Genomic DNA, 21,043 nt, shown 5'->3' with positions numbered 1-21,043 from the left:
ACCCCGGTCGGTCTGGCCGTCGTGCCACGTGTGGAACGGTACCGCTCGGTCCGATATCGCGCCGATCGCGACCACAGCGCGAAGATCCAGGTCACAGCGCCGAAACCGGTACCGCGGCCCGCATCTCCCCTGCCAGGATGCGGCCATGGAGGTGCGGCTCCGGCGGGCGACCGCCATCGGCGTCAGCAGCGAGCCCTGCGGCATCTGCGGCAGCGGGAACGTCGTCGCGATGCGGTCGCAGGCCGTCCGGCGCGGCGTCGCCAGGATCAACCCGCGCTGGGACCCCGCCCCCCGGACCCACGACCTGTGCCGCGACTGCGGCGCCAAGCGCCGCACCGAGGACGGCCGCCGGGTCTGAGCGTCCGCCGACCCGGGTTGCGAACCCTGCGGCCAGTGGCACAGTTCACAGGGTGAAGACCTGGCTCGACAGCTGGCCGGTGTACCGCCAGCTCACCGGCTCCGATCCGCTCGGACGCGGCGCCGCCGCGCGCAGCAAGGCGACCGAGGCGACCGTCTCGCGCACCGCCACCGCCGACCGCGTGGTCAAGAGCGTCTGCCCGTACTGCGCCGTCGGCTGCGCGCAGAACATCTACGTGAAGGACGAGCAGATCGTCCAGATCGAGGGCAATCCGGATTCGCCGGTCAACCGCGGCCGGCTGTGCCCCAAGGGCAGCGCCAGCAAGCAGTTGGTCACCAGCCCGACCCGGGTCACCACGGTCAAGTACCGCCGTCCCTACGGGACCGAGTGGGAGGACCTCGACCTCGACACGGCGATGGAGATGATCGCCGACCGCGTCCTCGACGCACGCCGCAAGACCTGGCAGTCCGCCGATGGGCAGGGCCGGCGGCTCGGAAGAACCATGGGGATAGCGAGCCTCGGAGGGGCGACCCTCGACAACGAGGAGAACTACCTCATGAAGAAGCTCTACAGCGCCCTGGGCGCGATCCAGATCGAGAACCAGGCCCGGATATAGCACTCCTCCACGGTGCCCGGTCTGGGCACCTCGTTCGGACGTGGCGGCGCCACGGGCACGCAGCAGGACCTGGCGAATGCGGATTGCATCGTCATCGAGGGCTCCAACATGGCCGAGTGCCACCCGGTGGGGTTCCAGTGGGTGAGCGAGGCCAAGGCGCGCGGCGCGAAGGTCATCCACATCGACCCGCGGTTCACCCGCACCAGCGCGATCGCCGACCTGCACGTGCCGCTGCGCGCCGGCAGTGACATCGCCTTCCTCGGCGGGCTGATCAAGTACGTCCTGGACAACGACCTGTACTTCAAGGAGTACGTGGTCGCCTACACCAACGCCCCGGCGATCGTGCGCGAGGACTTCCAGGGCCCCGAGGACCTCGACGGACTGTTCTCCGGCTACGACCCCGAGAAGGGGCACTACGACCAGGAGACCTGGCAGTTCGAGATGGAGCCGGGCACGGAGTCCCGGGACCAGCCGGCCGAGGGTCACGAGCAGGAGGAGCTCTCCCAGCAGGAGTCGGTGAAGCGGGCCGACCAGGCGCACGCCGCCGGGTCGGGCGGGCCGTCGCTGGGGGCCAAGCCCAAGCGGGACGAGACGCTGCAGCACCCCCGGTCGGTCTTCCAGGTGCTCAAGCGGCACTACTCCCGGTACACCCCGGAGATGGTGGCCGAGGTCTGCGGCATCGAGCCGGAGGTGTTCCTCAAGGTCGCCGAGTGGGTCACGGCGAACAGCGGCCGCGAGCGGACGACGGCGTGGGTGTACTCGGTCGGCTGGACGCAGCACACCGTGGGTGCGCAGTACATCCGGACGGCGTCGCTGCTGCAGGCGCTGCTGGGCAACATGGGCCGGCCGGGCGGCGGGATCCTGGCGCTGCGCGGGCACGCGAGCATCCAGGGCTCCACCGACATCCCGACGCTGTTCAACCTGCTGCCCGGCTACCTGCCGATGCCGCACGCCGACCAGCACAGCAACCTCGACGAGTACGTCGCGGAGTCCGAGGGCGCCGGCGGCTTCTGGGGGAACAAGCGGGCGTACATGGTCAGCCTGCTCAAGGCGTGGTGGGGCGACGCGGCGACGCCGGAGAACGACTTCGCCTTCGACTACCTGCCGCGGATCAACGGCGACCACAGCTCCTACCGCACGGTCAGCGACATGATCGAGGGCAAGGTCCCCGGCTACTTCCTCGTCGGTGAGAACCCGTCGGTCGGGCACGCCAACGGCCGGATGCAGCGGTTCGGGCTGGCCAACCTCGAGTGGCTCGTCGTCCGCGACCTGCAGTTCATCGAGTCGGCCACCTTCTGGAAGGACGCCCCGGAGATCGCGACCGGCGAGCTGGTCACCGACCAGATCGCCACCGAGGTCTTCTTCATGCCCGCCGCCTCGTACGCGGAGAAGGAGGGCACGTTCACCCAGACCCAGCGGATGCTGCAGTGGCGGGACAAGGCCGTCGACCCGCCGGGCGATGCCCGCAGCGACCTGTGGTTCTACTTCCACCTGGGCCGGATGCTCCGCGAGAAGCTCAAGGACTCCACCGACCGGCGGGACCGCCCGCTGCTGGACCTCACCTGGGACTACCCGACGCACGGGCCGTGGGACGAGCCGAGCGCCGACGCCGTGCTGCGCGAGATCAACGGCTTCGGGCCCGACGGGAAGCTGCTGTCGACCTTCAACGAGATGAAGGACGACGGGTCGACCAGCGGTGGCTGCTGGATCTACACCGGGGTCTACGCCGACGAGGTCAACCAGGCCCGCCGTCGCAAGCCTCGCCACGAGATGAACGAGGTCGCCTCCGAGTGGGGCTGGGCGTGGCCGGCCAACCGCCGGATCCTCTACAACCGTGCCTCGGCCGACCCGGAGGGCAAGCCGTGGAGCGAGCGGAAGAAGTACGTCTGGTGGGACGAGGACGCCGGGCGGTGGACCTCGACGGGTGACGTCCCCGACTTCGAGGCAACCAAGCCGCCGAGCTACGTGCCGCCGGACGGTGCCAAGGCCCAGGCCGCGATCGGCGGCGCCGACCCGTTCATCATGCAGAGCGACGGCAAGGCGTGGCTGTTCGCACCCAAGGGGATGACCGACGGGCCGCTGCCGACGCACTACGAGCCGGCCGAGTCGCCGGTGCTGAACCCGCTGTACGGCGTACAGGCCAATCCCGCGCGGGAGGTGCTGCACGCGCCGTACAACCGCAAGAACGACGCGGCCAGCGACGTCTTCCCGTACGTGTTCACCACCTACCGGCTCACCGAGCACCACACCGCCGGCGGCATGAGCCGCTTCCTGCCCTACCTCGCCGAGCTGCAGCCGGAGTTCTTCGTGGAGGTCAGCCCCCAGCTGGCCGAGGAGCGCGGGCTGGAGAACGGCGGCTGGGCGACCGTCGTGACCGGCCGGGCCGCGGTGGAGGCCCGGGTGCTGGTGACCGAGCGGATGCGCCCGCTGAAGCTCGGCGGCGGGCGGGTCGTGCACCAGATCGGCATCCCGTACCACTGGGGCGAGGGCGGGATAGCGACCGGTGACTCCGCCAACGACCTGCTCGGCGTGGTCATGGACTCCAACGTGCACATCCAGGAGAGCAAGGCCGCGACCTGCGACATTCGCCCGGGCCGGCGCCCGCGCGGGCCGGAGCTGGTGCAGTTCCTCGAGGAGTACCGGCAGCGGGCCGGCATGCCGAGCGGGCTGATGCCCACGGGCGGCCGGGTCGCGGTGGAGAGCACCGCGGTGGAGGCCCCATGACGCCGGCCGCGGTGATGATCAGCCTCCCTGATCGTTCCGGCTCCTCCCTCCCGGTCGACGGCGAGGGAGGTCCCGAAACGGTGAGGGAGGACGGCGGGATGAGGGCCAGGAGGCCGAGATGGCGATGATCAGTTCGGCCAGCCCCGCCTTCACGGGCAACGACCCCGAGAACCGGCTGTTCGGGCCGCTGCCCGACGTCACCTCCGAGGCCGGCTACGACGAGGGCCACCCGAAGCGGGTCGGGTTCTTCACCGACACCTCGGTGTGCATCGGCTGCAAGGCTTGCGAGGTCGCCTGCAAGGAGTGGAACACCCTCCCGATGGACGACGCGCACGGCAACCGCGACGCCCTCGGCCTGTCGGGCATGTCCTACGACAACACCGGCCAGCTCGGCGCGAACACCTGGCGGCACGTGGCGTTCATCGAGCAGTCGCGCACCGTCGACCTGCCGATGCCGCAGGTCGGCCTGCCCGGGGCGCAGCGGCGGGACCTGGGCATCGACACCCGGCAGGACGACAGCCTGGCGAGCGCGCAGCAGAGCGTGCTCAACGCCGAGGCGCTGACCGAGTTCGACCCGCAGACCGGGCACTCGGCCGACCGGGAGATCCGGTGGCTGATGAGCTCCGACGTCTGCAAGCACTGCACGCACGCCGGGTGCCTGGACGCCTGCCCGACCGGGGCGCTGTTCCGCACCGAGTACGGCACCGTGGTCGTCCAGCAGGACATCTGCAACGGCTGCGGCTACTGCGTGCCCTCGTGCCCGTACGGGGTCATCGACCAGCGCGAGGGCGACGGCCGGGTCTTCAAGTGCACGATGTGCTACGACCGGCTGACCGACGGGCTGCAGCCGGCGTGCGCCACCGCCTGCCCCACCCAGTCGATCCAGTTCGGCGACCTCGACGAGTTGCAGGCCCGGGCCGACGCGCGGCTGGCGACGCTCAAGGAGCAGGGCGTGGAGACGGCGCGGCTGTACGGCCGCGACGAGAACGACGGCGTCGGCGGTAACGGGGCGTTCTTCCTGCTGCTGGACGAGCCCGAGGTCTACGGCCTGCCGCCGGACCCGATCGTCCCCGCCCGCGACCTGCCCGCGATGTGGCGGGCCGCCGGGAAGGCCGCCGTGATGATCGTCGGGGTCGCACTGACCGCCGTCCTCGGCTCCCGGAGGCCACGGTGACCGAAGGGCTGGTGACCCCGGGGGCGGGCTGGCGCCGGGCCGACGGCTGGGTCGGCAAGAAGAAGGGCGACGGCAGGCGACGGCGCAGCGGCCGGCGGGCCGTCGGCGAGCAGTCGATGGTCGACGACGCCGAGTTCACCTCCTACTACGACCGGCCGATCATCAAGGCGCCGGTGTGGAAGACCCCCGACGTCCCGCTGTACCTGTTCCTCGGCGGCGCGGCCGGCACGTCGGCGGTGCTCGCGGCGCTGGGCGACCTGAGCGGCCGGCCGGCGCTGACGCGGGCCGGGCGGCTGATCGCCGGCGGGTCGGCGGTCTCCTCGGTCGGGTGGCTGATCCACGACCTCGGCCGCCCGGAGCGCTTCCTGCACATGCTGCGGGTGATGAAGCCGACGTCGGCGCTGTCGGTGGGCTCCTACATCCTGGCGCCGTTCAGCGCAGCGGCGGGGGCGACGGCGGCCGTGGAGCTGCTGGGCTGGTTCCCGCGGCTGAAGCGGTTCGGCGGGTTCGTGGCCGGGCTGTTCGGCCCGCCGATGGCGACCTACACGGCGGTGCTGTTCGCGAACACCGCCGTCCCGTCGTGGCGCGACTTCTCCACCAGGCTGCCGTACGTGTTCGCGGGCTCGGCGATGGCCGCCGGTGGCGGGCTGTGCCTGGTGTTCACGCCGACCGACGAGTCCGAGCCGGCCCGCAAGATGGCGATCCTCGGGGCCGGCATCGAGCTGGCCGCGCTGCGCACGGTGGAGGGCAGCGACGAGCTGGCCGCCGAGCCGTACCACGAGGGCAAGGCCGGCACGCTGATGCGGGCGGCCCGGGCGTCCACCGCCTCGGGGCTGGGGCTGGCGGTCGTCGGCGGGCGTACCCGGCTGGGCGCGATCGCGTCGGGCGCGCTGCTTGCGGCCGGTTCGCTGCTCACCCGCTTCGGCGTCTACGAGGCCGGTATGGCCAGCGCGCGCGACCCGAAGTACACCGTCGTCCCGCAGCGCGAGCGGCTGGCCGCCGGCACCCACGAGCACGCCTCCACCATCACCCGCTGACGACGCCGGGCGCCCGCGCGGCCCCCGTCGAACACGTTGGCGTGGCCAACTGTCTGGTGCATCGGGCACGCGAGTGCCACGCTCCCCGCGGTCAGCGGCGCGGAGCGGGAGGTCCGGTGCAGTCTCGGGTGGTGTCGGTCGGCGAGACCGACACCGCCTTCGCCGCGCGATGGCGAGCGCTGGAAGACGTCGCGACGGCGGAGAACCCGTTCTACAGCGCGGACTTCCTGCGGGCGGCAGCAACGCATCTGCCGAGCGCACGCGGCATGCGGCTGCTCGTCGGGGAGAACGACGGCGAGCTCGGCTGGCTGATCCCGCTGGTGCCGTCCCGCCGGCTGCTGACGCTGCCGGTGGTGGGCGGCCTGCGCAACCGCTGGCCCCACGTCTTCTTCGGCCAGCCACTGGTGGCCCCTGGCTGCGAATCGGAGGCGGCCGACCACCTCCTCGCGCACCTGTCCGAGCGCCGGGCCGCGCGCTGGCTGCGGCTGCACTACCTCGATGCGGACGACGCGTTCACCCGTGCCCTGCTGCGCGGTGTGGATCCGGCGCGGGTGCAGGTCGAGCGGTACACCCGCGGCTGGGCGGTCCGGCGGGCGGACCCGACGTACCTCGAGGGGCACTCCAACCTGCGGCGGCTGTCCCGGAAGCGCCGGGCGTTCGAGCGGGAGACCGGCGAGGTGCTCCGGGTACTCGACCGCTCGGACGACCCGGCGGCGCTGGAGGAGTTCCTGGTGCTCGAGGCGTCGGGCTGGAAGGGGCGCGAGGGCCGAGCCTTCCTCGCCACCACCTGGGACGCCGCGTTCCTGCGGCAGGTGGCGGACGCGTTCCGGCGTCGCGGCCAGCTGCAGCTCTGGAGCCTGCAGTCGGGTGCCCACACCCTGGCGATGAAGCTGAACCTGGTGACCCGCAGCACGATGTTCTGCTACCTGATCGCCTACGACGAGAAGGTCGCCGCGCTCTCACCCGGCCTGCAGCTGGAGGTGGAGAACTTCGACCTCTTCCACTCCGCGGCCGACGTGCACCAGATGGATTCGTGCGCGACGCCGGACAACGGCTTCGTCAACCGCCTCTATCCGGAGCAGCGCGCTCTGCTGAGCGTGCTCATCGGCAGCGGAGTGGCGGGCCGCGCGGTCACCTCGCTGGCGGCGGTGCGCGCCGGGCAGAGAGCGCCATCCCGTCACCGTTCGTGATGACAACCCGTCGCCTGAACGGGTGACCAGCCCGCTCTCCTGGGCCCGGCCAGGCCGGCCACCGCCTCGCGCACGCACCGACCGCAGGACGCGACGACGTCCGCGCGGGTCACCGTGCTCGTCCCGGCGCACGACGAGGGCGATCGGATCACCGACACCCTCGCCGGGCTGCGCAGGCAGACGCTGCTGCCGGACCGCGTCGTCGTGGTGGCGGACAACTGCTCCGATGACACCGCGGCCCTCGCCCGCGCCGCCGGCGCCGAGGTGTTCGAGACCGTCGGCAACCGGGACAAGAAGGCCGGCGCGCTCAACCAGGCGTGGCGGCTGCGGTTCCGCCGGAAGGCCGACGGCGACCGCCGGACGGCGGACCAGCGCACGGGGGAGCAGCGCAGCGAGGTCTCCTGGCACGCGGGGTGCGAGCGGCGGGAGCGCCGGGACCGGCGGCAGACCCTCCGCCGCGGCCCGCAGCGGCGCACCGCCGGCACGGTGCTGGTGCCGGACGCGGCGGACGACGACCTGCTGCTCGTGCAGGACGCCGACTCCCGACTGGACCCGGAGTTCATCGCCGCTGCCGCGCGTCACGTGCTCGGCGACGAATCGATGGGCGCCGTGGGCGGGACGTTCCGCGGTGAGGCGGGTGGCGGGCTGATCGGCCACCTGCAGCGCAACGAGTACGCGCGCTACGCCCGCGACGTCCGGCGGCTGAAGGGCAAGTGCCTGGTGGTCACCGGCACGGCCGCGATGTTCCGCGCCGCGACCCTGCGCCGGGTCTCGGAGGCGCGCCGCGACGGCCGGCTCCCGCGTGGTGACGGGCAGGGCGGCATCTACGACACCTCCGTGCTCACCGAGGACAACGAGCTGACCTTCGCGATCCTGCATCTCGGCTACTCGGTGCTCAGCCCCAAGGAGTGCACGCTGGTCACCGAGGTCATGCCGACGTGGCGGGACCTGTGGTCGCAGCGGCTGCGCTGGAAGCGCGGCGCGGTGGAGAACTGCGTGCAGTACGGGCTGACCCGCATCACGTGGCGGTACTGGGGGCGGCAGCTGCTCACCCTGGCCGGCGTGCTGGTGACCTTCCTGTACCTGAGCAGCCTCGGCATCAGCCTGGTCGCGGCCGGCGGGATCGGCGTGCAGCCGTTCTGGCTGGCGATCACCGGGATCTTCGTCCTGGAACGTGTCGTGACGATTCGCGACCGGGGATGGAGGCACATGCTCGCCGCCGGCTTCATGTACGAGCTGCTCTACGACCTCTTCCTCCAGATCGTGCACGCGCGCGCCTATGCCGATGCGCCACTCCGACGTGAGAGGAGGTGGTAACGACATGTACGACAACCCGTCTGCCTCGCTCGCGGCTGGTGGCACCGGAGGTGTGCTCGCCTACACCGGCTTCGGCAGCCTGTGGCTGGTCCTGGCGGCATTCGCGATGATCGCCGCGGGCACCGCGCTGATGCGCATCGTCCCCCGCAAGCAGGGCTGATCCTTGTCCGGGAGGCGTCGGTGCCGACGCCTCCCGGAAAGCCCGTCCGTGACGGGTCGGGTGCCGACGACGACGGAGCCCGGCCGGCGCGGTCAGCTCAGGCCGCTGTCGACCCGCTTCTGCCAGGCCAGCTCGTCGATGACGGCGCGCTTCTCGACGTCGTCGAAGCGCACCTTCTTCCAGCGGTCGCCTTCAGTGGCCGTGGCGCCGTACGAGCCGCTGCGGTACCAATCGCCCTTGCGGGTCAGGAACCAGGAGCGGCCGTGGTAGTCCGCCCCCTCGAACGCCCAGCCGGCGAGCCTGGTGAGACCCTGACGTCGGGTCTCCGGCTCGGAGGCGTGGGGGAGGACGTGCAGCCAGAGCGCGGTGGACTCCTCAGCGGTCAGGCCGCGGAGGGTGTGGACGGCGGAGCGGATCTCCTGGTCAGTGCGCGGGCCGTCGTGGACGTAGAGCAGCCAGGCGGAGTCTTCCTCGGCGAGCTCGAGCAGCGTGGTGCGCTGCCGCTCGCGCTCGGCCTCGGCGGCGGCGGCCTCCTGCTCGCGCCGGCGCTCCTCCTCGGCGGCGGCCCGGCGGGCCCGGAGGCGGGCGTTGGCCAGGTCGCGGTCGCAGACCCGCCAGCCCAGCCACAGGTCGGAGTGGTCGGCGCACACCGGGTGGCTGCACTCGGTGCACTCACCGATCGCAGGGTCCCCGCAGCGGCAGTGGGCCGGACCGCCGTCGTCGCCCCGTTGCTGAGAGTAGACCGCGCCGCAGCGGGTCCCCTCCGACGGCCCGGGACCGTCGGGTGCGTGGGCACCGGAGGGCGCGCTCACCAGTTCGTCGGCGCCGACGACCGCATCGCACCGCCAGTAACCGGGAAGGATCTGTGTGCGTTCGTCCGTCGCCCCACACGTGGGACAAGGCATGAGTGAAGACTAGGAGCCGCGTCACTCCAGCCCCCCTGAAGCCGGAGCGTGTCGGTAGCACGCCAGCACGCCCGTCACAGTCGCCCCAGAGTGGTGGAAGCCAGTGCAGATGCATGGACGACCAGCCGGAGCTCGCCAGCCCCGACGTTATCCGGGTGCGAAAGACTCGCACACCCTGGTCGGCGTGTTCGTCGGTGATGAAGCGGCAGCCGAATAGCGGGTCGTCGTGGTGGATGCCGATGCGGCCCATCTAGGTGCGCATCGTTCAAGTCGCGCTGACTGACTGGGGCGGCCGCCGAATGTCGACGCCGTGTTTGGAGAGGCCGAGCACACGGCAGGCCGCCGCGACAGGCATCAGTCGGCCGGCGGGCCGTAGCCAGGGACTCATTAGAAGCCGAAGCACCACAGGTGAGGAGTCAGCCGAATCCTCGGCAGCTCACTCGCTGTCCGAAGCCGCACCGCCAGCACAACGTCGCGGCGATCACCGTCGCAGGCGTCAGTTGCAAATCTCCATCGAGCCTAGGGCGCGATACCCGGCTCGCACCGTGCGGACCGGCCCGAGGTCGCCCTGCCACCCCACACCCGATTCTGTGGTTCTAGAGGCAGCCATGCGAGGTGGCTTCTTCTCTACTTACCGGCCTGCGGCCCCTGCGTGTTAGGACTACGACGATGCCGGGATGGCGAGGTGGCTCTAGATGCTTCGACGCCAACTCTACGGCAGGGGCTTTCCGTCATCAACGATAACCGCCGGAGGCTCGAATCCGGGCGGATGTATAGGCGCACTACCGACCGCGACGGCTTCCCACGCACGACTGTACTGTACAAACTCGGCGTAACTACGGAGCAGTGCATGAATTAGACCCCGGGGCCCTTGCGTGAACTCTCGCTTCACGATGTAGAGCCATAAGAACCTAGCGACCGGCTTGAAAGTCGCCTGAGCCAAGAGTCGGTATGGCGACTGGGAGAGAAGCGGCTGCACTTCTAGATCGGCATAGCTGTTCAATCTCTCGAACAGTTCGCGCAAGCTCTGGGTTCGCCAGTGAATTAGGACCCCTGGGAGAAGAACCTTCGGTCCGGTACCGACGACTTTCTCATGCACAATCATCGACTCGTCCCAGTGGGCTTGGTGCTTGTTATAGAGCCTGACTCGGCCAATGCGCTCACTCTTGCGTTGCACATTGGGTAGGACTGTGCCGAGAAACTCATTTCTGCGGTCGACTGCGTACATGTTCACCTCCGCACGCCCGCCCTGGACCGCCCGCGCAATCGAGTCCGTCAGCGTTGCGTCCGCGACCTCGTCAACGTCCACATAGAAGATCCAATCGTGATTGGCGTGCTTGGCCCCGAAATTTCGCTGCTGCGGAAACCCCAGCCACTCCTGCTCGATCACGCGAGCACCGAACTCCGCTGCGATCTCCATCGTTCGATCGGTGCTTCCCGAATCAACCACGATGACTTCCTTGGCCCACCGCAAGTTGTGTAGACACCTCGGCAGCAGCGCCTCTTCGTTGCGTGTAAGCAGGATGGCCGACACCGGAACCTGTCGCATACAGAGCATGCTACAGTTACCACTTGACTTGTTGACACGGTGGCTGCGCCGATGGGTGGGGTGAGTGTCGAAGCGAGGTTCGACTGCTCGCCTGGTGCGGGGTACGGCTCTTTCATCGCTTGCGCTTCCACTGGTGGCGCTCGCCACATCGCCGATCCTCGCCCGAGCGCTTGGTCCGGTTGGCAGAGGTGAGCTAGCGGCGGTTGTGACGCCCCTCAGCCTAGCTGTCGTCATTTTCACTTTCGGAACTTCGGAAGCCGCCACTTACTTCGCTGCCCGCTCAAGGAGCGGACTGGATGTAGAGCATCACGTCCGGACTGCCCTAGCTGCCGCGACAATTTCCGGCATTCTTGGCTTTGCAGTACTCGTCGTGGTTGCGCCGATATTTCTTGCGCGCTATCCGGCCCAGGTATCCCTGCTGACACTTTTGGCCGCCACTCTGCCTGTGGCCCTCGCCACGGGGGCGGCCAGGGGCGCCCATCTTGGACTAGGCAACACGCGTTTGGTCTATACCGAACGGTGGCTGTCGCCCGTCCTGCGCCTAGCATTGATCCTAGTACTAGTCGCTGCGGATAGTCTCACCGTCTTCACGGCGGCGCTTTCCACGTGGGGCACGGGGCTTCTTAGCGGACTATTGCTTTTTTGGGGCCTGCCCTATAAGGGAGGGTGGCCACGGCTATCGCAGCTCACCACGTTCTTGCCTTTCAGCCTCCGAACCTGGTCTGGCTCGCTATCCGGCTTTCTCGTACTCCGACTGGACCAAGCGCTACTAGTCTTACTCGTCACCCCGCCGCAGCTCGCGTTCTATGCTATCGCGGTTGCGGTCGCCGAAGTGCCGCAAACCATGATCGGAGCACTTCGACAGCTACTCCTCGCCGAGGCGGCAGGGGCGAGGGATGTCAGTCTGATAGCAAGGTCATGCAGACTCGTAGCGATATGCGGTGCGGCGATGGCTGTCGTGACGGCCTGCGTCGCTCCATGGGCTGTGCCCCTTGTGTTCGGAGACGATTTCCAGCCTGCTGTGTTGATGATTCAAATCCTGGCGGTGGCTGCCATACCCGCCGGCTTGACTTCGGTCATCAACGCCGGCCTTGTGGCGCTGGGTCTCCCGGGTCGCCAAGTCGTGAACCAGATCGCGGCCCTTGTGCCATCGCTGATCGCCTTACCTCCTCTAGCGCTATGGATCGGCGGCAACGGCGCTGCGGTAGCGAGTCTCTTATCTTACGCGGCGGGGCTCGCCGTCGCGCTCGTTCAGCTCAGACGCGCCGCGGGGGTCAGGCCCGTGACCTGCCTTGTCCCGCGAGTGGCCGACGCGAAGACCTTAGCTAAGCTGATTCGCTAACGCGGTAACGCGGGTGCGGCTGAGGAGCGACGCCTCTACATCCCCAAATCGGAAGGGTGCCTACCTTGCTTAGACGGGCCCTAAGGCGAGCTACACCAGAGACGTTGAAACGAGAACTAAAAATCGCACGGGTCAGGCTTTCCGAGCGAATCGGATCCACGAGGTTCAGCTGGCCCGCACTTTACGAGCTTGACAAGAACCTGGTTCGGGAGGCCGCTCGGAGCCCTGGAGTCTTCCTAGAGGTCGGTGCAAACGACGGATACAACCAGAGCAACACCTGGTACTTGGAGCGCCACTTGGGCTGGACGGGCGTGTTGGTTGAGCCCCTCCCGCGCCTAGCTGCCGCCTGTCGCCGTACGCGGTCGAGGTCGATCGTCTTCAATCGCGCCTTGGTGGGCCCGGGGGGTCCCCCAACGATCAAGATAATAGACTCGAACCTTACGTCTGTGGCGGAAGGACTCCAGGGCGCCGCGCAGGAACGCAGACGGTTGCAGGGCGTGAAGCGCCGGGAAGTGGTAGTGCCGACCGCGACCATGTCCGAACTGATTGACGAATCTGGGCTTGGTCGACCGAATTTGATCTCCGTGGACGTCGAAGGAGCCGAACTGGCCGTCCTCAGTGGGCTTGACTTGTCCCGACACTGCCCGGAGCTACTCCTAGTGGAGACCGATACCCCTGATGCGGTGCTTGAGCTGCTGACTCCCCGGATGCGGCTTCGACGGCAGATGACGCACCATGACTATCTGTTCGAAGCTGTGGCTGATTTCTGCGACGATGAACGCGCAGGCGTTCATGCGCAGGGAGGCGAGGCAGTCGACGACTCATCTGAAACCTAGACGTCACCGTGGCAACCATCCGGAGAAGGGAAAGGAACCACGATGAGCATGCGTCCAATCAAAATTCTTTTTGTCCACTCCGGGGGGCATAAGGCCGGCGGGGAAGTTGTGCTCCTCAGCAATCTGCGGGAGCTTCCTCGCTACAACATCGCGCCAGTGGTGGCCCACCTGGCAAATGGGCCATTCACGAAGGACCTGCTAGACACTCCGGTCGACGTTCGGCTCCTGAAGCCCTTCACCCACTTGCGTGACGTGCCTCAAGCAATCGGCGCAATTCGACGGGTTCGTGAGCTCATCGTCGAAGTGCGCCCAGATGTGGTCCATACCGTCGGAGAAAGCATGTCGGTTATCGGAGGCTTGGCCGCAGCTTGGGCGAAGGTGCCGGCGGTGATGCATCTGCATGACGCACCCCTGCGCAGTCGCACTTCCACAGGTATACAAGGTCTCATACGCATAACCCCCAAGGCCTGCGTTGTGGTTCCTTCTACGTATATGTCGAAGGCCTACGCGAAAGTGTGGCGAGCATCCTCCGCCGTAGTGCCCAACGGAATCGACTTCGATGACCTGCCAGCGACAGAAGACATCCGTTCTCACTTGGGCTGGCCGGCTGATACGCCGGTCATCGGAATGTTTGGCCGCCTCGACGCCTGGAAGGGGCATGACGTGCTATTGCGGGCAATACCGTCCGTGCTTGCGTCGATTCCTGAAGCCAAAGTCGTAATCGTGGGGGGCGAGTTCTACCAGCAAGTGGGGTCGACCGGCGCGGCGCTTCGTGAGACAATCCGCGCAAGGCGCCTTGAGCACGTTGTCAGAGTCCTCGGCCATAGAGACGACGCTGTTGCACTCATGGGTGGCTGCGATGTGGTTGTCCACTGCTCCACGCGACCCGAGCCCTTCGGCGTAACCGTTCTGGAAGCTCTAGCAATGGGCGTCCCGGTGGTTGCGACGGGTCCGGGAGGGCCGGATGACTTCGTGCCGCGAGCGGGAGGACAACTGGTGCAAGCTAACCGCGACGATCAGTTGAGCGAAGCGATTCTGACTGCACTGGCCGATCGAGCGCGAGCAAAGAGCGACCGCATCGCCGAGATTCGTGCAGCGCTCGGTAGCTTCTCGAGCGCCGCTACTGCGGAAAGGCTAGCCCAGGTCTATCAAGACGTCCTGAAGCGCAATCCTGGCGTGATCTCTTCGTGAAGGTCGGCTACGTCAACCATACAGCGAAGCTCTCTGGCGGCGAGCTTGCTCTGCTCCGGACGGTTCGTGGACTCCCGACTAGCATCGACCCGGTTGTGCTGCTGTGGGAAGAAGGCCCCTTGGTGCGCCGACTTTCGGAGACGCGCGCGTCCGTCGTTGTGCTCCCTGGCCCGGCGACTCCGGCCGACGTGTCTCGTTCGTTCAATGCAAACCCGATCGCCTTGGTAAAGGCAACGCTCAGCCTGCTCTCGCATGTTAGAGGTGTCGCGGCCTGGATAAGGCAGCACGACCCCGATATCCTGCATGCAAACTCGTTGAAGGCAGGTGTGGTAACCACACTAGCCAATATGCGGACGGCCAAGCCCCTCGTATGGCACCTGAGAGACCGCTTATCCACGGATTACATGTCCGCCTGGCTGGCGAGATTCATAAGGCTGCTGATCTTCCTTGGTTCTACCGCGGTGATTGCGAATAGTGAGGCCACGGCTGAGACACTTGGCTCGCGGATCTCGAAACGGCGCAGAGTGGTCGTGATATATTCACCCATTGATCTCCCCACTGAGGTCCCCAGAGGGGGGCCAAAGGTCGCGGACGACCAGCGGCCTATCTCGGTGGGCATCTTAGGACGATTGGCACCCTGGAAGGGCCAGGACGTTCTTCTTAAGGCCCTCGATGAAGTTGATCCCAACCTAGTGGAACGAGTCTCCATCATCGGGGAAGCGATGTTTCCCGGCGACGAACGCTACGCGGCCGAGTTGAAGGAGCGGGCGCGCGCGTTGGACGCCTTCAAGGTTGAGTTCTGCGGTTTCCGGGAGGACGTCTCGGCGGCTCTCGCCTCCCTGGACGTTCTTGTGCACTGTTCAATCGTTCCAGAGCCGTTTGGTCAGGTGGTCGTGCAAGGCATGGCCCATAGGCTTCCGGTGGTGGCAACCGCGGCGGGCGGTCCATTGGAGATCATCGACGACGGCGTTACGGGCCTCCTGTACCCGCCAGGAGACACCCATGAGTTGGCTCGCATTCTGTCATGGCTCGCGGTTAGTCCCGAAAGTAGGGAACGGCTGGCCGCGGCTGGTATGGAAGCGGGAGCTGCTTATGCCGTGGCGCGCATCGTCCCCAAGATCGAGGAGCTGTATCGGTCGCTCACCTGACGGGGAGGCTGGAGGCGACTCTTATGGCGTGCAGAGGCGAAGGGCGAAACCCATTGGTGCGCCTTGAGAGCCACCCTGGAGCCGGGAGGTAAACAGACACCGAACTCGAGGCGGCGTCTCTTAGGTCTCGCCGGGCGCAAACTGCCTAGCCGCCACGGGCCCTGGTCCGATTCCGCCAGATTCCTCGCCACACCCGGACGAAGGCCGACTGCTAACCTTCGTCTGTGCGGTACCGTGAGATCGTGAGTCCAGGCCGACGGGCCAGGACGGCGAGACGTGGTCTGGACGGACCGCCCCGGCTGTTGGCGACATTGAATGCCGTTTCGGCTCCCTATGTCATAGCCCTGCTGGTTATGTCCACCGGGCTAGCGTTAGCTGTTCCTTTTGTAAGTGCAACCACCATCGTCGTGATCGGTATTGGCCTGTTTGTTGCGCTAAGCGGAAGCTCAGCTCAAACGCCAATCAAAGTGACGGTTTTGATCATTCCTTTCGTCGCGCTATTGCGAAGATTGGCGGGCGGAGAGGACGCATATACTCCCAACGATCCCCTAATCCTCTTGTCAGCAGTGATGTTATTGCCGGTGGTTATTGCTGCTTTGCGACAGCCCGATCGCTCACCGCCGGCATTTTGGTGGTTCGCAGGCTGGCTCGCCGTTTCAGCAGTTAACGGAGTCGCACAGGGAGGTCTTCCGGCTGCGCTATTCGCGCTGGTAACCCAGGGGCTCCCTTTTGCTGCCGCGCTCGCTATGCTACAGAGTCGGTGGATGGGAGACGTCGCGCGATTTATGATCCGAAGCCTCTACGCGCTGGGTCCGGTTGTCGCGCTGTATGGGGTTGTGCAATGGGTTGCTCCTCCGGCTTGGGACTTGGCCTGGCTTAGAGCAAGGCAGGATGTACTGATCAGCTTCGGTCTGCCTAGACCGGGTGAGTTCAGGATTTTTGGGCCCGCGGAATCTCCGGGGACATTCGCAGCCTTCTTGAGTCTCTCAGCCATCGCGCTAGTTGTAATCCTGGTGAAAGGCCGCCTTGCCGTCGCAACCCGTGTATGGGTGATGGCAGGGCTGTCGATCGTGGTGTTTGGTCTCGCGCTGTCGGGCGTTCGCACTGCCCTGTTCGCAGTACCCGTCGCCTTAGCCGCAACGCTTCCATTCCACCGCTCGAAAGGCCGGGCCGTAGCGATCGCGGTCATAGTCGTCCTAGCCGTCTCGGTCGTCACTCTTCCCCGCCTAGTTGCAGCGAGTTCGGGTGGTGAGGAGCGTTATGACATCGGCGAACTCGCTGACGACGAATCTTTTCAAGCGCGATCGTCGCTCCTACCCGCATTGGGTGCGGCGATAGTATCCAATCCTCTAGGGGACGGCTTAGGAACTGCCGGGCAGGCGAGCGGTCTGTCTTCGGGACAGACGTCAGCAAACATCGATAACGGCTACCTGCAAAGGACGCTCGAAACCGGATTAGTCGGGCTGTTGCTGTTCCTGGTAATTATGCTGAAAGCCACAGCCGTAGGCCTGAGGTCGCTGCAGCAGGCGGAAGGGGCGCGCGCGGTGACTTCGATAACGCTCTTCGCCGTCGTCGCTGCTTTCCTATTCTTCGACTTGAGCGGTCCGCTCACCGCTTCGAACCTGTCGCTCTATTTCTGGATCGCTGTTGCCGGCTTGACTGGTGTCTCGAGACCTGGCGAGCACGAACAGGAGATGAAGCTGCGCCGCGGAAGCCCGAGCAGCACGGCGCAGTCGAGGCACCAGTGAGCAGGAAGCTTGTGAACTCGCCGAATGAACCGACGAGGCTTGGTATCAGGATTCCCTGGGCGTCTGCAAAGGTGGCCCAGACGCATCTGCCTTGGCGGCCACCGTGGCATGAGGTCGGAACAGAATCACCTCGCGGAGTGATTGCGTGTCCCCCAAGTGGGGTGGGCCGATCCGATGTGACGTATCTTTGGCTGCGGCTTGACCGCACTGTGGTCCTAGACTCCCCCGCTAGGCATCTGCCGTCGGAGGCGGTGTCAGCGAGCGGGCGTTGGCGACATTGCGCCCGATGTTCGACGAGGAGCCAGGTTGGGACGAGTCGGGCGCGCCCCGCTCGTCAAAGGAACGGGGAATCGTGGATCTGAAAGACATCCTCGGTGCACTGAAACGTGCCTGGTGGCTCCCTCTTGTGGGTCTGATGACTGCCGGGGGAGCGGCTTTTCTTGTCAGCCAACTCCAGACGCCGCTGTACACGGCTCACACCCAGTTGTTCGTGTCCACGCGGGAGGCTGCATCTACCGCGGACGTGCTCACTGGAAGCCAGTTCTCTCAGGCTCGTGTGACCTCCTACGCGAGACTGATTGCAGGAGACGAAGTAGCTCGCCGGGTGATCGACCGCCTGGACCTTGCGTATTCGCCAGAGCTGCTCGCCAGTCGCATCACTGCAACTGCTTTGACGGACACGGTGCTGATCGAGGTCGACGTCGCGGATCCATCTCCAGAGAGGGCGGCGGCAATCGCCGAGGAAATTGGCGTCACCTTCACCGACTTCGTGCAAGAACTCGAGACGGCGAACGATGATGGATCCTCTCTGGTGGACGTCACGGTCACCAAGACCCCAGATGTGCCTGCGGCGCCCAGCTCGCCGAACACTTTCCAAAATTCAGTGGTCGGTATCCTCGTCGGCTCGCTACTGGGCGCTGCACTCGCCATACTCCGCGCCAGACTCGACCGGACTGTTCGGAGTCGTGATGAGACGGTCGAACTCGTCGGCGCGCCAATTATTGGCACTGTGCTTCGGGCGGATGGGCTGAGCGGGACCCACCTCTTTGATAAACTGAACAATCATCGCACCGCCGAGGACTTTCGTCAACTTCGAACGAATCTGCAGTTCTTAAGCGTGGATCAGCCGCCGAAGGTAATAATGGTTTCAAGTGCGGTTCCTTCCGAGGGGAAGACCACGCTGGTAGTGAACTTGGCTCTTGCCCTGGCCAGTGCTGGCCAACGAGTGACAGTTCTTGAGGCCGATCTTCGGCGTCCGAAAGTCACTCGATACCTTGGCCTCGTGGGGGGTGCGGGACTCACCAACGTCCTGGCTGGCTCAGCGGAGCTTCGGGATGTTACGCAAAGCTACCGCGAGAACTTCGAGGTGATCGCGGCAGGTCCAACCCCACCCAATCCTGGGGAGCTCCTGGCTTCTAAGCAAATGATGGGCTTGATCGAGAAGTTGCGTGCCGACAATGAGTTTGTGCTGGTTGACGCCCCGCCACTTCTCCCCGTGGCGGATGCTGCTGGCATGGCGGTATTCATGGATGGCGTAGTTCTCTCCGTACGGTATGGCAGCACCCGCCGCGAGCAGTTGCAGCAGGCGGCGTCGACTCTGCAGGCGGTTGGCGCGCGCATCCTCGGCGTGGTCTTGAATTTTGTGCCACCAAAGACGTATCTGGCCGACGGATACGGATCCGAGTACGGCTACGAGTACGCTGCGGCACAAGTTTCAGCATCCACTCCAAGCAGCGGGCCGGACACGTGAGCCCTGGCTGGGGACTCGCGCATGGAGCGACGGTCTCGTGGCGCTGATTGTAAGCCGCCTGCTCCCCCTTTGGAATCTGGGGCTCGAATGACAATGAAAGTCGCAATTGCTCACGATTACCTAACCCAGCGGGGAGGCGCAGAGCGCGTTGCCTTAGACATGATGAGGGCGTTCCCCGAGGCGACGCTCTACACAACCGCGTATCTCCCAGCGGCAACGTTCAAGGAGTTCGCTGAGTTCGATGTGCGGGATGTTCGTTGGCTATCCCGGCTACTTGCTTGGCGTGGGGATGTCCGACTCGCTTTGCCGCTGCTTCCACTCGCAATCAGATCGCTGGGCGTGATAGATGCAGATGTTGTGCTATGTAGCTCTTCGGGCTGGAGTCACGGTGTTCGAACGCGCGGCGAGAAGGTTGTTTACTGTCATAACACTGCTCGATGGCTTTATCAGCCTGAGGCCTACTTTCAAGGCGCGCCACGCTGGTTGCGGTCAGCGATCTCTGGCTCCCTAAGCCCGCTGCGGCGATGGGACGTGCGAGCGGCACACTCTAGTACGCGTTACCTGACGAATTCCAAGAATGTAGCGCGCCGTGTTGCGCGGCTGTATGGTCTCGATAGTACCGTGGTTCATCCGCCGCGTGGTCTCGATCCCGACGGTAGGCAGGAACCCGTGCCCAATTTGGAGCCCGGCTTCTATCTGACGGTGAGCCGCAGGCGGGGCTACAAACGGTCGCGGGAAATCGCGGCGGCTTTCGCCGGCGGCTCCCGCAAGCTTGTGCAAGTAGGTGGCGAAGCAAGCGACTCTCCGAATGTCATCCGGTTGGTCGGGGTTAGTGATGCCCAGTTGCGGTGGCTATATGCCAGCGCCCGAGCGCTAGTCGCAGTTGGCGATGAAGACTTTGGCCTGACGCCGGTGGAGTGTTACGCGTTCGGCACTCCAGCAGTGGCCCTAAGGGCTGGCGGATATGTGGAAACCTCGTCGCCTGCCTCCACCGTCCTGGTGGACAGTACGTCGACCTTGGCTCTACGCGCCGCACTGGACCAAGTCGAGACGCGTAGCTGGGATCGCTCGGCCATTCGTGCGCATGCCTCTAAATGGGCGCCCGCCCATTTTCATGACGAGCTAAGGCGTGTTGTGACCAGCTTGAGTGGGGCGGGACATGCTGGCCGGCGCAAGTGGCATTCCTAGAAATTCGCTCCATTTGGAGGTGCTGCTGAAGTGACCCCAGCGGGCCGGACACCTCCAGACTTGGCAGTAGCCAGGAAGGAGGCCCCGGTTGGGGAGAGTCAGCAAGTACCCGGAGGAGTTCCGGCGGCAGGCGGCGGCGTTGGTGCTCGATGGCGGGCGGGGCGTGCGCGAGGTCGCCCGCGAGCTCGACGTCAACCACGAGACGTTGCGGAACTGGGTCGCCGCGATGCGGGCCCAACGTGCCGCGCCGGGTGGTCCGGTCAGCGCCGATGAGCGGGCCGAGTTGGCCCGGTTGCGGCGGCGGGTGGCCGAGCTGGAGCTCGAGAAGGAGATCTTGAAAAAAGCCGCGGTCTTCTTCGCCAAGGAGACGGGGCGGTGAGCCGAGGCGAGACGTTCGCCTTCATCGCCGCGGAGAAGACCACCTACGGCGTGCGCCGTCTCTGCCGAGTGCTCGGTGTCAGCAAGACTGCCTTCTACGCCTGGGCCGCCCGGCGCGGCGGACCCACTGAGGCCGAGCTGGCCGAGGCGTACGCCATCGACGAGCTGCACACCGCCTGGACCGAGCATCGGCGCGTCTACGGCGCTCGCCGGCTGACTGCCGAGATCCGCGACCGCGGGCACGACTGGGCGCGCAAGCGGGTCGCCCGGCTGATGAGCGTGGGCGGTATCGAGGGAGTGCACCGGCGCCGCCGCGGCCAGAAGACGACCCGGCAGGCCGCCGGTCACGCGCCGGCGCCGGACCTGGTCGGCCGGCAGTTCGCCGCCACCGAGCTGGACCGGCTCTGGGTCGCCGACATCGAGCGCCACGAG

At 66.3% G+C, this 21,043-nt stretch carries 19 protein-coding genes; 17 read left to right on the top strand and 2 right to left on the bottom strand.

The window, feature by feature from the left end; all coding sequences use genetic code 11:
- The first annotated feature begins 145 nt into the window (after window positions 1-145).
- From A6V29_RS11390 to A6V29_RS20940, 8 genes are all read left to right on the top strand, one after another.
- Window positions 146-358 carry a hypothetical protein gene (locus A6V29_RS11390; protein WP_137160398.1) on the top strand — a complete coding sequence of 71 codons (213 nt, stop codon included), beginning with the start codon at window positions 146-148 and terminating at the stop codon, window positions 356-358.
- Between the two features lie 52 nt (window positions 359-410).
- Window positions 411-974: a dehydrogenase gene (locus tag A6V29_RS22170; RefSeq protein ID WP_137160397.1), complete on the top strand. Its 564-nt coding sequence runs from the start codon at window positions 411-413 to the stop codon at window positions 972-974.
- Between the two features lie 12 nt (window positions 975-986).
- Window positions 987-3,698, top strand: coding sequence for a formate dehydrogenase (gene fdh / locus A6V29_RS11380; protein WP_137160396.1), 2,712 nt, complete (start codon window positions 987-989; stop codon window positions 3,696-3,698).
- Between the two features lie 118 nt (window positions 3,699-3,816).
- Window positions 3,817-4,872: a 4Fe-4S dicluster domain-containing protein gene (locus A6V29_RS11375; protein WP_137160395.1), complete on the top strand. Its 1,056-nt coding sequence runs from the start codon at window positions 3,817-3,819 to the stop codon at window positions 4,870-4,872.
- Window positions 4,869-5,909: an NrfD/PsrC family molybdoenzyme membrane anchor subunit gene (gene nrfD, locus A6V29_RS11370; RefSeq protein ID WP_137160394.1), complete on the top strand. Its 1,041-nt coding sequence runs from the start codon at window positions 4,869-4,871 to the stop codon at window positions 5,907-5,909. Before A6V29_RS11375 ends, nrfD begins: the two co-directional genes overlap by 4 nt.
- Window positions 5,910-6,025: 116 nt before the next feature.
- A complete protein-coding gene (locus A6V29_RS11365) occupies window positions 6,026-7,099 on the top strand; it encodes a GNAT family N-acetyltransferase (RefSeq protein WP_137160393.1) in 1,074 nt (357 codons plus the stop codon).
- Between the two features lie 114 nt (window positions 7,100-7,213).
- Window positions 7,214-8,416 carry a glycosyltransferase family 2 protein gene (locus tag A6V29_RS11360; RefSeq protein ID WP_212719278.1) on the top strand — a complete coding sequence of 401 codons (1,203 nt, stop codon included), beginning with the start codon at window positions 7,214-7,216 and terminating at the stop codon, window positions 8,414-8,416.
- 4 nt (window positions 8,417-8,420) lie between these two features.
- Window positions 8,421-8,576 carry a hypothetical protein gene (locus A6V29_RS20940; protein ID WP_170977837.1) on the top strand — a complete coding sequence of 52 codons (156 nt, stop codon included), beginning with the start codon at window positions 8,421-8,423 and terminating at the stop codon, window positions 8,574-8,576.
- A gap of 92 nt (window positions 8,577-8,668) precedes the next feature.
- Here the strand turns inward: A6V29_RS20940 and A6V29_RS11355 are convergent, their stop codons facing one another.
- Together A6V29_RS11355 and A6V29_RS11350 are read right to left on the bottom strand one after the other, a co-directional pair.
- Window positions 8,669-9,226 (bottom strand): hypothetical protein, encoded by a 558-nt coding sequence (locus A6V29_RS11355; protein ID WP_137160391.1) that lies wholly within the window; start codon window positions 9,224-9,226, stop codon window positions 8,669-8,671.
- 967 nt (window positions 9,227-10,193) lie between these two features.
- Entirely contained in the window at window positions 10,194-11,030 is an 837-nt protein-coding gene (locus A6V29_RS11350; RefSeq protein ID WP_212719275.1) for a glycosyltransferase family 2 protein, read from the bottom strand.
- Between the two features lie 64 nt (window positions 11,031-11,094).
- Between A6V29_RS11350 and A6V29_RS11345 the strand changes: the two genes are divergently transcribed.
- The 9 genes from A6V29_RS11345 to A6V29_RS11305 all read left to right on the top strand — a co-directional run.
- Window positions 11,095-12,372, top strand: a complete 1,278-nt coding sequence (locus A6V29_RS11345; protein WP_137160389.1) for a lipopolysaccharide biosynthesis protein — start codon at window positions 11,095-11,097, stop codon at window positions 12,370-12,372.
- 56 nt (window positions 12,373-12,428) lie between these two features.
- Window positions 12,429-13,208 (top strand): FkbM family methyltransferase, encoded by a 780-nt coding sequence (locus A6V29_RS11340; protein WP_249933174.1) that lies wholly within the window; start codon window positions 12,429-12,431, stop codon window positions 13,206-13,208.
- Between the two features lie 42 nt (window positions 13,209-13,250).
- Window positions 13,251-14,399, top strand: a complete 1,149-nt coding sequence (locus A6V29_RS11335) for a glycosyltransferase family 4 protein (protein WP_137160387.1) — start codon at window positions 13,251-13,253, stop codon at window positions 14,397-14,399.
- Window positions 14,396-15,547, top strand: coding sequence for a glycosyltransferase family 4 protein (locus A6V29_RS11330; RefSeq protein ID WP_137160386.1), 1,152 nt, complete (start codon window positions 14,396-14,398; stop codon window positions 15,545-15,547). The genes A6V29_RS11335 and A6V29_RS11330 overlap by 4 nt, the downstream gene beginning before the upstream one ends.
- A 302-nt stretch (window positions 15,548-15,849) precedes the next feature.
- On the top strand, window positions 15,850-17,295 hold the full coding sequence (locus A6V29_RS11325; protein ID WP_137160385.1) for an O-antigen ligase family protein: 1,446 nt from the start codon (window positions 15,850-15,852) through the stop codon (window positions 17,293-17,295).
- Between the two features lie 286 nt (window positions 17,296-17,581).
- Window positions 17,582-19,045 carry a tyrosine-protein kinase domain-containing protein gene (locus tag A6V29_RS11320; protein ID WP_137160384.1) on the top strand — a complete coding sequence of 488 codons (1,464 nt, stop codon included), beginning with the start codon at window positions 17,582-17,584 and terminating at the stop codon, window positions 19,043-19,045.
- A gap of 21 nt (window positions 19,046-19,066) precedes the next feature.
- The gene (locus A6V29_RS22165; RefSeq protein ID WP_502700084.1) at window positions 19,067-20,233 is read left to right on the top strand and encodes a glycosyltransferase; all 1,167 of its coding nucleotides are present in this window, start codon (window positions 19,067-19,069) and stop codon (window positions 20,231-20,233) included.
- An 88-nt stretch (window positions 20,234-20,321) separates the two neighbouring features.
- The gene (locus A6V29_RS11310) at window positions 20,322-20,612 is read left to right on the top strand and encodes a transposase (RefSeq protein ID WP_137160382.1); all 291 of its coding nucleotides are present in this window, start codon (window positions 20,322-20,324) and stop codon (window positions 20,610-20,612) included.
- Window positions 20,609-21,043 (top strand): IS3 family transposase (locus tag A6V29_RS11305; protein ID WP_170977834.1); only part of this gene is annotated, 435 nt, incomplete at its 3' end. The genes A6V29_RS11310 and A6V29_RS11305, both read left to right, overlap by 4 nt.

This window comes from Blastococcus sp. CCUG 61487 (assembly GCF_005222955.1).
In the GTDB taxonomy this organism is placed as follows: domain Bacteria; phylum Actinomycetota; class Actinomycetes; order Mycobacteriales; family Geodermatophilaceae; genus Blastococcus.
This window is presented reverse-complemented; position numbering and strand designations above follow the sequence as displayed.

Excerpts from the sequence above, each read along its gene's own strand:
- A6V29_RS11350 (WP_212719275.1), bottom strand. The coding sequence starts at position 11,030 with ATGCGACAGGTTCCGGTGTCGGCCATCCTGCTTACACGCAACGAAGAG.
- A6V29_RS11335 (WP_137160387.1), top strand. The coding sequence starts at position 13,251 with ATGAGCATGCGTCCAATCAAAATTCTTTTTGTCCACTCCGGGGGGCAT.
- A6V29_RS22165 (WP_502700084.1), top strand. The coding sequence starts at position 19,067 with ATGGAGCGACGGTCTCGTGGCGCTGATTGTAAGCCGCCTGCTCCCCCT.
- A6V29_RS11320 (WP_137160384.1), top strand. The coding sequence starts at position 17,582 with ATGTTCGACGAGGAGCCAGGTTGGGACGAGTCGGGCGCGCCCCGCTCG.
- A6V29_RS20940 (WP_170977837.1), top strand. The coding sequence starts at position 8,421 with ATGTACGACAACCCGTCTGCCTCGCTCGCGGCTGGTGGCACCGGAGGT.
- A6V29_RS11375 (WP_137160395.1), top strand. The coding sequence starts at position 3,817 with ATGGCGATGATCAGTTCGGCCAGCCCCGCCTTCACGGGCAACGACCCC.
- A6V29_RS11390 (WP_137160398.1), top strand. The coding sequence starts at position 146 with ATGGAGGTGCGGCTCCGGCGGGCGACCGCCATCGGCGTCAGCAGCGAG.